Below are 13,950 nucleotides of genomic sequence, written 5' to 3' on the forward strand. Positions count from 1 at the left end.
CAGACACAGGTTGTCGAGAATTCGTATCAGGATCGTCTGCTTATCCGACGATCCTCCGCTATGCGGTGCTGTCGGATTTGCTGGCGCAGGAATACTATGCGCGCCATGCACATACCCTCTGATCACCCGCTGCTGTTACGTATCGTTGACGACCTGGCTGCACGCGGCTGGTCGCAGCAGGCTATTTTCTTGCCTCAGGGTCTGACCACCGAGCTGGCGGCTGAATGCCGCAAGCGTGCGGCCGAGGGTGAACTGGCGCCGGCGGCGGTAGGGCGCGGGCCGTTCTCGGAGATTCGCGAAGGTATCCGTGGCGATCACATTCAGTGGCTGGAGCCCGGGCAAGCCGAGGCCTGCGACCGCTATCTGGGTTTGATGGACAGCCTGCGCGAGGCATTGAACCGCGGCTTGTTTCTGGGCCTTGAGGATTTCGAAAGCCATTTCGCCCTGTACCCGCCCGGGGCGTTCTACCTCAAGCATGTCGACCGTTTTCGCGACGACGACCGGCGCATGGTCTCGGCGGTGATCTACCTCAACGATGCCTGGTTGCCGGAACATGGCGGTCAGTTGCGGATGTACCTGGAGGAGGACGCCGAGCATGATGTGGTGCCCACGGGTGGCTGTCTGGTGGTATTCCTGTCAGGCGAAGTGCCCCATGAAGTCCTGCCCGCGACCCGCGAACGCCTGTCATTGACCGGCTGGTTTCGCCGGCGGGGCAACGAGCCGTTCTGATCATGCAAAAAATCCTTGTGAGCCGTTGTTTGCTGGGGCACCGCGTCCGTTACGACGGTGGCGCCAGCGGGCCGTTCAATCAGCTGGAGCAGTGGATCGCCGAAGGTCGGGTGATCGCCTTGTGCCCGGAAGTCGCCGGCGGCTTGCCGACGCCTCGGGCAGCGGCGGAGATTCCCGGCGGCCAGGGTGTCCAGGTGCTTGAGGGTACGGCCCGGGTAATCACGACTGAGGGCGAGGACGTCAGTGATGCGTTCCTGTCGGGCGCGCGCCAGGCACTGGAATTGGTGCAACAGCACGGCATCCGCATCGCCGTGCTCAAGGCCAACAGCCCGTCCTGCGGTAACCTGCTGACCTATGACGGGACCTTCAGCGGGGTCAAGGTCAGCGGCGAGGGGGTCACCGCAGCCTTGTTGACCCGTCATGGCGTGCGGGTGTTCAGTGAGTTGCAACTGGCCGAGGCAGCAATCGCGTTGTCTGCGCTGGACTGACATCAAGCGCATAACCTGTGGCGAGGATCTCGAGCTCTTACAGTTTTGGCGGCTGGCTCGCGTCCATGCCGAACCACTTTTCCGACAGTTTCATCAACCGGCCGTCTGCCTTGAGCCGTTGCAACGCTCGGTCGATGCCGGCCTGGAAGGCCGGGTTACCCTTTTGAAACGGAATCGCCAGGCTCAGGGTCGGACCGACCCTGGCCCCTTCCTTGACGGGCAAGCGGCTGTCGCGAATGGCGTAGGGAATCAACAGGCGATCACTGATGGCCGCGTCGAGCTGTTTGTCCGCCACGTCCTTGAGCGGTTGTTGTGCGTCGGGGTAGCTGCGCAGGTCAATGCCCTCGACGCTGCGCGCCTGATCGACGAACTGACTGCCTTGCGCAACGCCCAGGGCCTGTCCCTTGAGCGCCAGCAATGAGCCGAGCGGGCGCTGTTCTTCCTGGCGAACGATCAATTGTGCACTCGAATAGCTATAAGGTTCGCTGAAGTCGAAACGATCCTTGAGCTCCGGGGTCAGTGCTATGTGATTGATCGCGACGTCGTACTTGCCGCTTTCAACGCCCGGCAGCAGGTCGGTGGAATCGGTGACGACGAAATCGGCGCGCACATCCAGCTCGCTGGCCAGCAGTTGGCCGAGTTCGACTTCGAAACCGGTCAGCTTGCCGTCTTCCTTGAAGTTGAACGGTGGCGTATTGGCTTCAAGTGCAATGCGCAGTTCGCCGCGGTCATTGACTTCATCGATCAGTTCGGCGTGAGCCAAAGGGCTCAGAAGGGGTAGCAACATGATCAGGCCAGGCAGAAAACGCATGGTCACTCCTTGAATTATTTATAGGCGACGCGCTGTTGCGGCTCGCTTTGCTATGGTGTTGAGGTCCTTCGACAACGAATTGCTACGAAGTTGTCCCATTCGTAGAGATTAAGCGGAAAAATGGAGAAAAGAATGAAAACCTTTTTGTCTCGTGCAGCCCTGGCGGGTTTGATGCTCAGTGCTTCGATGCTGGCCAGTGCGGCGGATATCCCACGCACCCAGGCACCGCAGGACGCGCAAGTATTTATCGTCACCCCGGTCAACGGCGATACCGTGGCCAAGACCTTTAAAGTCAAGTTCGGTGTCAGTGACATTTCCCTGGCTCCGGCGGGTGATCAAACCCCTCACACCGGGCACCACCATTTGCTGATCGACGTCGACAAGCTGCCGGCCGAGAACCTGCCGATTCCGGCGGACGCCCAGCACATCCACTTCGGCAAGGCCCAGACCGAAACCGAAGTGACCCTGGCGCCTGGCAAGCACACCTTGCAACTGGAGTTGGGGGACAAGAACCACATGCCGTTCGACCCGCCGATCCTTTCGGAAAAAATCACCGTCACGGTGGAATGAAAAAAGGGAGCCCCGATGGGGGGGCTCCCTTTTTCATAACGGCAAGCTGTAAGCCTCAGGTTAAAGCAAAGGCGAACTCGACTTGCCGCTTGCAGCTGCTCTTAGAACAGCACCCGGCTACGGATGGTGCCTTTGATGTGCTGCAGCTTCTCTTGCGCCAGGTCCGAGTACTCGGCATCGACGTCGATCACGACGTAGCCGACTTTCTCGTTGGTCTGCAGGAACTGACCGGAAATGTTGATACCGTTTTCGGCGAAGACCTTGTTGATCTCGCTCATCACACCCGGGATGTTCTCGTGGATGTGCAGCAAACGGTGCTTGCCAGGGTGAGCCGGCAGGGCCACTTCCGGGAAGTTGACCGAGGACACCGACGTACCATTGTCGCTGTACTTGACCAGCTTCTCGGCTACTTCCAGGCCGATGTTGGCCTGCGCTTCAGCGGTAGAACCGCCGATGTGCGGGGTCAGGATCACATTGTCCAGGCCACGCAGCGGGCTTTCGAACTCTTCGTCGTTGGAGCGTGGCTCCACCGGGAATACGTCGATGGCCGCGCCGATCAGGTGCTTGTCCTTGATCGCGTCCGCCAGGGCGTCCAGCTCGACCACGGTGCCGCGAGCGGCGTTGATCAGGATCCCGCCCTTCTTGATGGCGCGGATTTCCTTCTCGCCGACCATCCACTGGGTAGCCGCGGTTTCCGGTACGTGCAGGGTCACGATGTCAGACATGCCCAGCAACTCGTGCAGGTTGCCGACCTGGGTGGCGTTACCCAGTGGCAGCTTGGTCACGGTGTCGTAGAAGTACACCTGCATACCGAGGCCTTCGGCCAGGACCGACAGTTGGGTACCGATCGAGCCGTAACCGACGATGCCCAGCTTCTTGCCCCGGATTTCGAAGGAGTTGGCCGCGCTCTTGATCCAGCCGCCACGGTGGCAGGAAGCGTTTTTCTCCGGGATGCCGCGCAGCAGCAGGATCGCTTCGGCCAGCACCAGCTCGGCGACGGAGCGGGTGTTGGAGTACGGAGCGTTGAACACCGCGATACCACGCTCGCGGGCAGCGCTGAGGTCGACCTGGTTGGTGCCGATGCAGAAACAGCCCACAGCGACCAGTTTCTTCGCGTGATCGAAGATTTCTTCGGTCAGTTGAGTGCGAGAGCGAATACCGATGAAGTGCGCATCGGCGATCTTTTCCTTGAGCTGGGCTTCCGGCAGAGAACCTGTGAGGTACTCAATGCTGGTGTAGCCCGCCGCCTTGAGGACGTCGACAGCCGATTGGTGGACGCCTTCGAGAAGAAGGAACTTGATCTTGCTCTTATCGAGAGAAGTCTTGCTCATCTGCGTAAACCTGTATCCCGGAGATAAATGGCAGGAAATGGTCAACAGATGCTGACCCGGACGGCAGGAAAGCCGTCGCCGCAGAACAGCCTTTGGGCACTACCCTGCGGGGTCGGTATGCTAGCATATGCACCCCGCTAAACACTCATTCCTGCGACGTGAAGCGTTCTCAGGATGACCATGAATTGTTCGAGAGTTCTGTCGATGACCAATCCTGCCCTGATTGATGAGCTGAAGACCCTGGTTGAGCCTGGCAAGGTGTTGACCGATGCCGACTCCCTGAATGCTTACGGTAAGGATTGGACCAAGCATTTCGCCCCGGCCCCGATGGCCATCGTGTTTCCCAAGACCACGGAGCAGGTCCAGGCCATTGTGCGCTGGGCCAATGAGCACAAGGTCGCACTGGTGCCGTCCGGCGGGCGTACCGGGCTTTCCGCTGCGGCGGTGGCTGCCAATGGCGAAGTGGTCGTGTCCTTCGACTACATGAACCAGATCCTCGACGTGAACCTGACCGATCGCACGGCTGTTTGTCAGCCGGGTGTGGTCACAGAGCATTTGCAGAACGTGGCCGAAGAAAAAGGCCTGTACTACCCGGTGGATTTCGCGTCTGCGGGCTCCAGCCAAATTGGCGGCAATATCGGCACCAATGCCGGTGGTATCAAGGTCATTCGCTACGGCATGACCCGTAACTGGGTGGCCGGCATGAAAGTGGTCACCGGCAAGGGCGACCTGCTGGAACTGAACCGCGACCTGATCAAGAACGCGACCGGCTACGACATGCGTCAGCTGTTCATCGGTGCCGAAGGCACCCTCGGTTTTGTGGTCGAAGCGACCATGCGCCTGGATCGCGCACCGAAAAACCTCACTGCCATGGTGCTCGGCACCGCCGACTTCGACTCGATCATGCCGGTGCTGCACGCGTTCCAGAGCAAGCTCGACCTGACCGCCTTCGAATTCTTCTCCGACAAGGCCCTGGCCAAAGTCCTGGCGCGTGGCGACGTGCCTGCCCCTTTCGAGTCCGATTGCCCGTTCTACGCGCTGCTGGAATTCGAAGCGACCACTGAGGAAGTGGCCAACCACGCCCTGGAAACCTTCGAACACTGCGTCGAGGAAGGCTGGGTGCTGGACGGCGTGATGAGCCAGAGCGAATCGCAACTGCAAAACCTGTGGAAGCTGCGCGAGTACATCTCCGAGACCATTTCCCACTGGACACCGTACAAGAACGACATTTCGGTCACCGTGTCGAAAGTGCCGGCATTCCTGAAGGAAATCGACGCGATTGTCGGTGAACACTACCCGGACTTCGAAATCGTCTGGTTCGGCCACATCGGCGATGGCAACCTGCACCTGAACATCCTCAAGCCGGATAACCTGAGCAAGGACGAGTTCTTCGCCAAGTGCGCAACGGTGAACAAGTGGGTGTTCGAAACCGTCGAGAAGTACAACGGTTCGATTTCCGCCGAGCACGGCGTGGGCATGACCAAGCGCGATTACTTGACCTACAGCCGCTCCCCGGTCGAGATCGAGTACATGAAGGCCGTCAAGGCGGTGTTCGACCCGAATGGCATCATGAACCCGGGCAAGATCTTCGCTGTTTGAAGGGGTCGTACCTGAAGAATCACTAAGGCAGGAGTCGGTAATGAGCTATCAGCACCAATATGTCGACGGTACACGTATTCATTTCCCGGTCGGGAAAGTGGTGTGTATCGGGCGCAATTACGCCGAGCACGCCAAGGAACTGGACAACCCGGTGCCGACCGAGCCGTTGCTGTTCATCAAGCCAGGCAGCTGCGTGGTGCCGTTGGACGGTGGTTTTGCCATTCCGGTCGATCGCGGTTCGGTGCACTACGAAGCGGAAATCGCGGTGCTGATCGGCAAGCCGCTGTCGACCCGGCCGAGTCGTGAGGAGGTGCTGGATGCAATTTCCGGGTTTGCCCCCGCGCTGGACCTGACCCTGCGTGACAAGCAGGCCGAGCTCAAGTCCAAGGGCCTGCCATGGGAAATCGCCAAGTGTTTCGATGGTGCCTGTGTACTGGCGCCGTTCGTGGTCAGCAGCACCTTTGCCGACCTGAGCGACATTGGCATCCGCCTGACCATTAATGGCGAAGTTCGCCAGGATGGCAACAGCAGCGCCATGCTCAACCCGATCGTGCCGATGATCCAGCACATGGCCGGCTGCTTCTCGCTGCAGGCCGGTGACGTGATCCTGACCGGCACGCCGGTGGGCGTGGGCCCGCTGAATGTCGGTGACGAACTGGTGCTGGAGCTTCCAGGCGCCGGTAGCTTTACCAGCAGCGTTCGCTGAACCACGGTCGCCAGCTGCGCCGCCTCCCTTTGGAGCTGGCGCTGCCTGCGATCTATTGACCTGGCTGTTTGCTGCGTCCTTTCCTGAAAACGACCCCTGCGCGCCGTCCGGTTGTGGCTGCAACCCCATGGCCATTAAGCTTGAATTCATCAAGGCGTGATATTTCATCCTCCCGATTCGTTTTTTGAGCAGCCTGAATGCGCCGACTAGCCCGCCCCAAATCCCTTGCCTTGATTATGTTGATCGCCGCCGTGCTGGCATTGGGTGTGCTGGGTCAGTACTACCGCCTTTACGAGCGTACCTGGTTCAACCTGCAGGCCTGGTTGCACCCGCTCAGTGAACAGTCCATGGCGCTCAATGACTACCAGGTGGTGATCGAGGCGAAGGTGATCGACGGGCTGGACGATGATGTTTCGGCACTGACCTTTGATCCGGTGCGTAAAAGCCTGTTCACCGTGACCAATCAGAATTCCGAGCTGATCGAGATGTCCCTCGATGGGCAAATCCTGCGCCGCGTGGCGCTGGTGGGGTTTGGCGACCCGGAGGCGGTGGAGTTCATCAGTGCCGACACCTATGTGATCAGCGATGAGCGTCAGCAGCGCCTGATCAAGATTCACCTGGAGGACGGCACGACGTTCCTTGATGCCGCCGATGCCGAGCAGATGACCCTGGGCGTGCACATGACCCGGAACAAGGGGTTTGAAGGCCTGGCCTACGACTCCAAGGGCAAGCGCCTGTTTGTCGCCAAGGAACGCGACCCGATGCTGATCTATGAAGTGCAGGGCTTTCCGCACTTCGATCCAGAAAAGTCCTATGCCGTTCACGTGGTCAACAACCCCAAGCGCGATGCCGGGATGTTTGTGCGTGACCTCTCGAGCCTGCAATACGACGAGCGCAGCGGCCACTTGCTGGCGCTGTCGGATGAGTCGCGGCTAATTCTGGAGCTGGATATCGACGGTCGGCCGTTGAGCACGATGTCGCTGAGCAAGGGGCGTCAGGGCTTGCAAAAGACCGTGCCGCAAGCGGAGGGGATCGCCATGGATGACGATGGCACCCTGTATCTGGTGAGTGAGCCGAATCTGTTTTACGTGTTCAAGAAGCCCGCGCAGAACTGACAAACACCCCAAAACACCGGTGGGAGCGGGCTTGCTCGCTCCCACACTGATTTGCGTTGGATTTACTCAGCGCGCAGGGTTTTCACGCCTTCGCTGGTACCCAGCAGCAACAGATCCGCCGGACGCGCCGCGAACAGGCCGTTGGTGACCACGCCGACGATGGCGTTGATCTGTGTCTCGAGCTCCACCGGGTTGGTGATCTGCATGTTGAACACATCGAGGATGATGTTGCCGTTGTCGGTCAACACGCCTTCACGGTAGACCGGGTCGCCGCCCAGCTTCACCAGCTCGCGGGCTACGTGGCTGCGGGCCATTGGAATCACTTCGACCGGCAGCGGGAAGTTGCCCAGTACCGGCACCAGCTTGCTGGCATCGGCGATGCAGATGAAGGTCTTGGCCACGGCCGCCACGATCTTCTCGCGGGTCAGGGCCGCGCCACCGCCCTTGATCAGGTTCAGGTGCTCGTCGCTTTCATCGGCGCCGTCGACGTAGAACTCCAGGTCGCTGACGGTGTTCAGCTCGTACACCGGGATCCCGTGGCCCTTGAGGCGCGCGGCGGTGGCTTCGGAGCTGGCGACGGCGCCATCGAATGCACCCTTGTGCAGGGCCAGCGCATCGATGAAGCAATTGGCGGTGGAGCCGGTGCCGACCCCGACGATGCTCTTGTCGTCGAGTTTAGGAAGGATGAAATCGACCGCGGCCTGCGCCACTGCCTGTTTGAGTTGATCCTGGGTCATGCGGGCTCCGAGGTGCCATAAGGGAGGACAGAAGGCCGGCATTATAGCGCCATGCCGGGCCAAAACCTCTGGATTCGTGTGGTCGTGCGGCCAAAAGCCGGGTTAGACTCTTTGGCCCTGCCCAACTCGCCCAGTGATGCTTTCCGATGCTCGAACAGTACGTCAAAAAGATCCTCACCTCGCGCGTTTATGACGTTGCCGTAGAAACCCCATTGCAGACTGCTCGCCAGCTCTCCGAGCGGCTGGGCAACACGATCTGGCTCAAGCGCGAAGACTTGCAGCCGGTGTTCTCGTTCAAGATTCGCGGCGCTTATAACAAGCTGACCCAGTTGAGCGATGAAGAGCGAGCGCGTGGCGTGGTCACCGCGTCGGCGGGCAACCATGCCCAGGGCCTGGCCCTGGCGGCCAAGGTGCTGGGTGTGAAGGCGACCATCGTCATGCCCAAGACCACCCCGGAGATCAAGGTCGAAGGCGTGCGCTCGCGCGGCGGCAAAGTGGTGTTGCACGGGGATTCCTTCCCGGAGGCCCTGGCTTTTTCGCTGAAGCTGGTCGATGAAAAGGGCTACGTCTACATCCACCCTTACGACGATCCGCACACCATCGCCGGGCAGGGCACGGTGGCGATGGAAATTCTGCGCCAGCACCCGGGGCCGCTGGATGCGATCTTCGTTCCCGTCGGTGGTGGTGGCCTGATCGCCGGGATTGCCGCCTACGTGAAGTACTTGCGCCCGGACATCAAGATCATCGGCGTCGAGCCGGATGACTCCAATTGCCTGCAAGCGGCCATGGCCGCCGGTGAGCGGGTGGTGTTGCCGACCGTGGGCCTCTTTGCCGATGGCGTGGCGGTTGCCCAGATCGGCCAGCACACGTTCGATATCTGCAAAGACTACGTCGATGAAGTCATTACCGTCAGCACCGACGAGATCTGCGCGGCGATCAAGGACATCTACGACGACACCCGTTCGATCACCGAGCCTGCCGGTGCCCTGGGTGTGGCCGGGATCAAGAAGTACGTCGAGTTGCGGGGCGTTACTGGGCAGACCCTGGTGGCCATCGACTCCGGTGCCAACGTCAACTTCGACCGTTTGCGCCATGTGGCCGAGCGCGCCGAGCTGGGGGAAGGCCGCGAAGCGATCATCGCCGTGACCATTCCAGAGAAGCCGGGCAGCTTCAAGGCGTTCTGCGAGGCCATCGGTAAACGCCAGATCACCGAGTTCAACTACCGCTACAACACCGGCAGCGAAGCGCACATTTTCGTCGGCGTGCAGACGCACCCGGAAAGCGATCCGCGCAGCGCGCTGCTTGCCAGCCTGACCGAGCAGGGCTTCCCGGTACTCGACCTGACGGACAACGAGCTGGCCAAGTTGCACATCCGGCACATGGTGGGCGGTCGCGCGGCCCATGTGGTCGATGAAGTGGTGCTGCGCTTCGAGTTTCCAGAGCGTCCGGGGGCGCTGTTCAACTTCCTCAGCAAGCTCGGCGGGCGCTGGAACATCTCGATGTTCCATTACCGTAACCACGGTGCGGCGGACGGGCGTGTGGTCGCCGGCTTGCAGGTCCCCCATGACGAGCGTCATCTGGTGCCGGCGGCGCTGGCAGAAATCGGTTATCCCTACTGGGATGAAAGCGACAACCCGGCCTATCAGTTGTTTCTTGGCTGAACGGCTACGTTGATGGGCAGAACATAAGGAAATCGGACAATGGAAACGTTAACGGCCCTGAAGGCTGCGCACATGGTCGCGACGGTCGTGCTGCTGGCGTGCGCGCTGGGCCTGGGGATCTGGGTCTGGCGTACCCGGCGTAACGGCGACGCAACGGCGGGAAGCCGTACGTTGCAACGGCCACGGGTGTTCGTCTGGCTGTTGATGGGGCTGGCCTTGCTGAGCATGCCATTCACCGGCTGGTGGATGGTGCACTTGATCGGCTGGCCGCTGGGACAGACCTGGCTGCTGGCCTCCAGTGTGCTCTACACCGTGGCGGCGCTGGCCTGGTTCTGGTTGCTGGTGCGGCTGAACAAGCTGCGCAAGGCGCCGGGTAGCGTGGGCAGGTTTACCTTTGCGCTGGCGCTGGTCAGCTTCGTCTGCTTGATCGCTATTGCCGGGCTGATGGGCGCCAAGCCAGTGTAGGAGCGAGCGCGCTCGCGAAAAACTCAAGGTCGTTGCGGGGGGGCAGGCGCCCCGCATAATCGTTAACGACCATCGCGAGCGCTCGAGCGTCGACCGGCTGCTCCTACAGGGGTGGCGTTGTCAGTCGCGCAGAGTGATCACCGGCCAGCCACGCTTCTCGGCCTCGGCCCGCAGGTTCGGGTCCGGGTCCACGGCAACCGGGTTGGCCACTTCCTCCAGCAACGCCAGATCGTTCATCGAGTCGCTATAGAAGTAGCTGTCTTCCAGCGTCAATCCGGTCTCCTCCAGCCAGCGATTCAGGCGTGTCACCTTGCCTTCACGGAAGCAGGGTACATCGGTACTGCGCCCGGTGTAGCGACCGTCCTGCATCTCGCATTCGGTGGCGATCAGGGTTTCGACCCCCAGGCGCTCGGCAATAGGCCCGGTGATGAACCGGTTGGTGGCGGTGATGATCACCAGCTTGTCACCGGCGGCGCGGTGTTTGGCCAACAACTCGATGGCCTTGGGCAACATGATCGGTTCGATGCAATCGCGCATGTAGTCGCGATGCCATTCCTGCAACTGGTGCATCTCAGTGTGGCCGAGGATTTCCAGGCAGAAGTTCAGGTAGGCGGCGTTATCCAGCTTGCCGGCCAGGTAGTCCTGATAGAACGCGTCGTTGCGTGTCTTGTAGGCGATGGCGTCGAGCAAGCCCCGTTCGCACAGGTAGTCGCCCCATGCGTGGTCGCTGTCGCCGCCCAAAAGCGTGTTGTCCAGGTCGAATAAAGCCAGGCGCATTGCAGTTACCCGCTGAAAAGTCTGTAAAAAGGCGACAAGAATACGGTCTTTTCACAAGAGTGCACATAAGGTAGGAAGCTTCGTTGCCGCCTTAACAAGCTTTGTGGAACAATGCGGCGACATGCGTTTGCGAGGTTGTTGCCGTGATCGACCCCGATGGTTTCCGCCCCAATGTCGGGATCATTCTGACGAATGATGCCGGCCAGGTGCTTTGGGCTCGCCGTATCAATCAAGATGCCTGGCAGTTTCCCCAGGGAGGTATCAATCCCCAGGAGACGCCGGAAGACGCCTTGTATCGCGAGTTGAACGAAGAAGTGGGTCTGGAGCGCGAAGATGTTGAAATTCTCGCCTGTACTCGCGGCTGGTTGCGCTATCGTTTGCCGCAACGTCTGGTCAGGACCCACAGCCAACCGCTGTGCATCGGCCAGAAACAGAAATGGTTTCTCCTGCGCCTGGTCTCCAACGAGCAGCGGGTGCGGATGGATTTGACCGGTAAACCGGAATTCGATGGCTGGCGCTGGGTCAGTTATTGGTATCCGTTGGGCCAGGTGGTGACATTCAAGCGCGAGGTGTATCGCCGCGCTCTCAAAGAGCTTGCCCCGCGCCTTTTAACGCGCGACTGACGACGGAGTTCGACCCCGAGCCATGCTCAATACGCTGCGCAAGATCGTCCAGGAAGTTAACTCCGCCAAGGATCTCAAGGCGGCGTTGGGGATTATTGTGTTGCGCGTCAAAGAGGCCATGGGCAGCCAGGTCTGCTCGGTCTACTTGCTGGACCCCGAGACCAACCGTTTCGTGCTGATGGCCACCGAGGGCTTGAACAAGCGCTCGATCGGCAAGGTCAGCATGGCGCCCAACGAAGGTCTGGTCGGCCTGGTCGGCACGCGTGAAGAACCCCTTAACCTCGAGAACGCCGCGGGCCACCCGCGCTATCGCTACTTCGCCGAAACCGGCGAGGAGCGTTATGCCTCGTTCCTCGGTGCGCCGATCATTCACCACCGCCGCGTCGTGGGCGTGTTGGTCATCCAGCAAAAAGAGCGACGTCAGTTCGACGAAGGCGAGGAAGCCTTCCTCGTGACCATGAGCGCCCAGCTCGCGGGCGTTATCGCCCATGCCGAGGCCACCGGTTCGATCCGTGGCCTGGGCCGTCAGGGCAAGGGTATTCAGGAAGCAAAGTTCGTCGGTGTACCCGGCTCGCCGGGTGCGGCGGTCGGTACCGCGGTGGTCATGCTGCCACCGGCTGACCTGGACGTGGTACCCGACAAGGCCATCAGCGACATCGATGCTGAGCTCAAGTTGTTCAAGACCGCCATCGAAGGCGTGCGCGCCGACATGCGTGCGTTGTCCGCCAAGCTCGCCACGCAATTGCGCCCCGAAGAGCGCGCCTTGTTCGACGTCTACCTGATGATGCTCGACGATGCCTCGCTGGGCAGCGAAGTCACCACCGTGATCAAGACCGGCCAGTGGGCCCAGGGCGCGCTGCGCCAGGTGGTCACCGATCACGTCAACCGTTTCGAATTGATGGACGACGCCTACCTGCGTGAGCGGGCCTCGGACGTCAAGGACCTGGGGCGTCGCCTGCTTGCCTATTTGCAGGAAGAGCGCCAGCAGACCCTGGTCTACCCCGACAACACCATCCTGATCAGCGAGGAACTGACGCCGGCCATGCTCGGCGAGGTGCCGGAAGGCAAGCTGGTGGGGTTGGTCTCGGTATTGGGTTCCGGCAACTCCCACGTGGCGATCCTGGCGCGTGCCATGGGCATCCCGACGGTGATGGGCCTGGTCGACTTGCCGTACTCCAAGGTCGACGGCATCCAGATGATCGTCGACGGCTACCACGGCGAGGTCTACACCAACCCCAGCGACGTGCTGCGCAAGCAGTTCGCCGACGTGGTCGAGGAAGAGAAGCAACTGGCCCTGGGCCTGGATGCGCTGCGCGACCTGCCGTGCGTGACGGTCGACGGGCACCGCATGCCGTTGTGGGTGAACACCGGTCTGCTGGCGGATGTGGCGCGGGCGCAAAAGCGCGGCGCCGAAGGGGTGGGTCTGTACCGCACCGAAGTGCCGTTCATGATCAATCAGCGTTTCCCGAGTGAAAAGGAGCAGCTGGCGATTTATCGCGAGCAACTCGCCGCCTTCCACCCGCAACCGGTGACCATGCGCAGCCTGGACATCGGCGGCGACAAGGCACTGTCGTATTTTCCGATCAAGGAAGACAACCCCTTCCTTGGCTGGCGCGGAATCCGCGTCACCCTCGACCACCCGGAAATCTTCCTGGTACAAACCCGCGCGATGCTCAAGGCCAGCGAAGGCCTGGATAACCTGCGCATCCTGCTGCCGATGATTTCCGGTATCCATGAACTGGAAGAAGCCCTGCACCTGATCCACCGGGCCTGGGGTGAAGTGCGCGACGAAGGCACCGATGTGCCGATGCCGCCAGTGGGCGTGATGATCGAAATCCCGGCGGCGGTCTACCAGACCAAGGAACTGGCGCGGCAGGTGGACTTCCTGTCGGTCGGCTCCAATGACCTGACCCAGTACCTGCTGGCCGTGGATCGGAACAACCCGCGGGTAGCCGACCTCTACGACTATCTGCACCCGGCCGTGCTGCAGGCCCTGCAAGCCGTGGTGCGCGACGCCCATGCCGAAGGCAAGCCGGTGAGTATCTGCGGCGAGATGGCGGGCGACCCGGCCGCCGCGGTGCTGTTGATGGCGATGGGCTTCGACAGCCTGTCGATGAACGCCACCAACCTGCCGAAGGTGAAGTGGATGCTGCGCCAGATCAACCTCAGTTGGGCCAAGGATCTGCTGGCCGAACTGATGACCATCGACAACCCGCAAGTGATCCACAGCTCGCTGCAACTGGCGCTGAAGAATCTCGGGTTGGCGCGAATGATCAATCCGGCGGCGATCAAGACTCTCTGAAGTCCTGACAGCTTCTTCGTGGGCAAGCGGAGCGCC

At 60.9% G+C, this 13,950-nt stretch carries 14 protein-coding genes; 10 read left to right on the forward strand and 4 right to left on the reverse strand.

Translation table 11 applies throughout. The annotated features are described in order from the left end of the window. Positions 1-96: 96 nt before the first annotated feature. Entirely contained in the window at positions 97-729 is a 633-nt protein-coding gene (locus tag CKW07_RS16480; protein WP_095145972.1) for a 2OG-Fe(II) oxygenase, read from the forward strand. 2 nt (positions 730-731) lie between these two features. Further along, positions 732-1,217 carry a DUF523 domain-containing protein gene (locus tag CKW07_RS16485; RefSeq protein WP_095145979.1) on the forward strand — a complete coding sequence of 162 codons (486 nt, stop codon included), beginning with the start codon at positions 732-734 and terminating at the stop codon, positions 1,215-1,217. Between the two features lie 37 nt (positions 1,218-1,254). Here the strand turns inward: CKW07_RS16485 and CKW07_RS16490 are convergent, their stop codons facing one another. Further along, complete coding sequence (locus tag CKW07_RS16490; protein WP_095145981.1) at positions 1,255-2,028, reverse strand: transporter substrate-binding domain-containing protein; 774 nt, start codon at positions 2,026-2,028, stop codon at positions 1,255-1,257. Positions 2,029-2,160: 132 nt separating this feature from the next. Here CKW07_RS16490 and CKW07_RS16495 point away from each other — a divergent pair, with 132 nt between their 5' ends. Continuing rightward, on the forward strand, positions 2,161-2,598 hold the full coding sequence (locus CKW07_RS16495) for a DUF4399 domain-containing protein (protein WP_095145983.1): 438 nt from the start codon (positions 2,161-2,163) through the stop codon (positions 2,596-2,598). Positions 2,599-2,699: 101 nt separating this feature from the next. On the opposite strand, the gene serA is transcribed toward CKW07_RS16495, so the two are convergent. Further along, complete coding sequence (serA, locus tag CKW07_RS16500; protein ID WP_095145984.1) at positions 2,700-3,929, reverse strand: phosphoglycerate dehydrogenase; 1,230 nt, start codon at positions 3,927-3,929, stop codon at positions 2,700-2,702. Between the two features lie 204 nt (positions 3,930-4,133). Between serA and CKW07_RS16510 the strand changes: the two genes are divergently transcribed. From CKW07_RS16510 to CKW07_RS16520, 3 genes are all read left to right on the forward strand, one after another. After that, a complete protein-coding gene (locus CKW07_RS16510; protein WP_095145988.1) occupies positions 4,134-5,528 on the forward strand; it encodes an FAD-binding oxidoreductase in 1,395 nt (464 codons plus the stop codon). 40 nt (positions 5,529-5,568) lie between these two features. Next, positions 5,569-6,234 carry a fumarylacetoacetate hydrolase family protein gene (locus CKW07_RS16515; protein WP_095145990.1) on the forward strand — a complete coding sequence of 222 codons (666 nt, stop codon included), beginning with the start codon at positions 5,569-5,571 and terminating at the stop codon, positions 6,232-6,234. Positions 6,235-6,431: 197 nt separating this feature from the next. Further along, on the forward strand, positions 6,432-7,349 hold the full coding sequence (locus CKW07_RS16520) for an SdiA-regulated domain-containing protein (RefSeq protein ID WP_095145991.1): 918 nt from the start codon (positions 6,432-6,434) through the stop codon (positions 7,347-7,349). 62 nt (positions 7,350-7,411) lie between these two features. On the opposite strand, the gene rpiA is transcribed toward CKW07_RS16520, so the two are convergent. Continuing rightward, positions 7,412-8,086, reverse strand: a complete 675-nt coding sequence (gene rpiA / locus CKW07_RS16525; RefSeq protein ID WP_095145993.1) for a ribose-5-phosphate isomerase RpiA — start codon at positions 8,084-8,086, stop codon at positions 7,412-7,414. Between the two features lie 146 nt (positions 8,087-8,232). Between rpiA and ilvA the strand changes: the two genes are divergently transcribed. Both ilvA and CKW07_RS16535 read left to right on the forward strand, forming a co-directional pair. Further along, the gene (gene ilvA, locus CKW07_RS16530) at positions 8,233-9,747 is read left to right on the forward strand and encodes a threonine ammonia-lyase, biosynthetic (protein WP_095145994.1); all 1,515 of its coding nucleotides are present in this window, start codon (positions 8,233-8,235) and stop codon (positions 9,745-9,747) included. Between the two features lie 39 nt (positions 9,748-9,786). Further along, positions 9,787-10,212: a DUF2269 domain-containing protein gene (locus CKW07_RS16535; protein WP_095145996.1), complete on the forward strand. Its 426-nt coding sequence runs from the start codon at positions 9,787-9,789 to the stop codon at positions 10,210-10,212. Positions 10,213-10,332: 120 nt separating this feature from the next. On the opposite strand, the gene CKW07_RS16540 is transcribed toward CKW07_RS16535, so the two are convergent. Continuing rightward, positions 10,333-10,989: an HAD family phosphatase gene (locus CKW07_RS16540; RefSeq protein WP_095145998.1), complete on the reverse strand. Its 657-nt coding sequence runs from the start codon at positions 10,987-10,989 to the stop codon at positions 10,333-10,335. Positions 10,990-11,132: 143 nt separating this feature from the next. Between CKW07_RS16540 and CKW07_RS16545 the strand changes: the two genes are divergently transcribed. Both CKW07_RS16545 and ptsP read left to right on the forward strand, forming a co-directional pair. Beyond that, positions 11,133-11,612, forward strand: coding sequence for an RNA pyrophosphohydrolase (locus tag CKW07_RS16545; RefSeq protein WP_095083604.1), 480 nt, complete (start codon positions 11,133-11,135; stop codon positions 11,610-11,612). A 22-nt stretch (positions 11,613-11,634) separates the two neighbouring features. After that, positions 11,635-13,914, forward strand: coding sequence for a phosphoenolpyruvate--protein phosphotransferase (gene ptsP, locus CKW07_RS16550; RefSeq protein ID WP_095146000.1), 2,280 nt, complete (start codon positions 11,635-11,637; stop codon positions 13,912-13,914). Positions 13,915-13,950 lie beyond the last annotated feature (36 nt).

Origin of the sequence: Pseudomonas sp. Irchel s3b6 (assembly GCF_900187415.1) — a bacterium.
GTDB lineage: Bacteria > Pseudomonadota > Gammaproteobacteria > Pseudomonadales > Pseudomonadaceae > Aquipseudomonas.

Excerpts from the sequence above, each read along its gene's own strand:
- CKW07_RS16485 (WP_095145979.1), top strand. The coding sequence starts at position 732 with ATGCAAAAAATCCTTGTGAGCCGTTGTTTGCTGGGGCACCGCGTCCGT.
- CKW07_RS16520 (WP_095145991.1), top strand. The coding sequence starts at position 6,432 with ATGCGCCGACTAGCCCGCCCCAAATCCCTTGCCTTGATTATGTTGATC.
- CKW07_RS16535 (WP_095145996.1), top strand. The coding sequence starts at position 9,787 with ATGGAAACGTTAACGGCCCTGAAGGCTGCGCACATGGTCGCGACGGTC.
- rpiA (WP_095145993.1), bottom strand. The coding sequence starts at position 8,086 with ATGACCCAGGATCAACTCAAACAGGCAGTGGCGCAGGCCGCGGTCGAT.
- CKW07_RS16480 (WP_095145972.1), top strand. The coding sequence starts at position 97 with ATGCGCGCCATGCACATACCCTCTGATCACCCGCTGCTGTTACGTATC.
- ptsP (WP_095146000.1), top strand. The coding sequence starts at position 11,635 with ATGCTCAATACGCTGCGCAAGATCGTCCAGGAAGTTAACTCCGCCAAG.
- CKW07_RS16510 (WP_095145988.1), top strand. The coding sequence starts at position 4,134 with ATGACCAATCCTGCCCTGATTGATGAGCTGAAGACCCTGGTTGAGCCT.
- ilvA (WP_095145994.1), top strand. The coding sequence starts at position 8,233 with ATGCTCGAACAGTACGTCAAAAAGATCCTCACCTCGCGCGTTTATGAC.
- CKW07_RS16540 (WP_095145998.1), bottom strand. The coding sequence starts at position 10,989 with ATGCGCCTGGCTTTATTCGACCTGGACAACACGCTTTTGGGCGGCGAC.
- CKW07_RS16495 (WP_095145983.1), top strand. The coding sequence starts at position 2,161 with ATGAAAACCTTTTTGTCTCGTGCAGCCCTGGCGGGTTTGATGCTCAGT.
- CKW07_RS16490 (WP_095145981.1), bottom strand. The coding sequence starts at position 2,028 with ATGCGTTTTCTGCCTGGCCTGATCATGTTGCTACCCCTTCTGAGCCCT.
- CKW07_RS16515 (WP_095145990.1), top strand. The coding sequence starts at position 5,569 with ATGAGCTATCAGCACCAATATGTCGACGGTACACGTATTCATTTCCCG.
- serA (WP_095145984.1), bottom strand. The coding sequence starts at position 3,929 with ATGAGCAAGACTTCTCTCGATAAGAGCAAGATCAAGTTCCTTCTTCTC.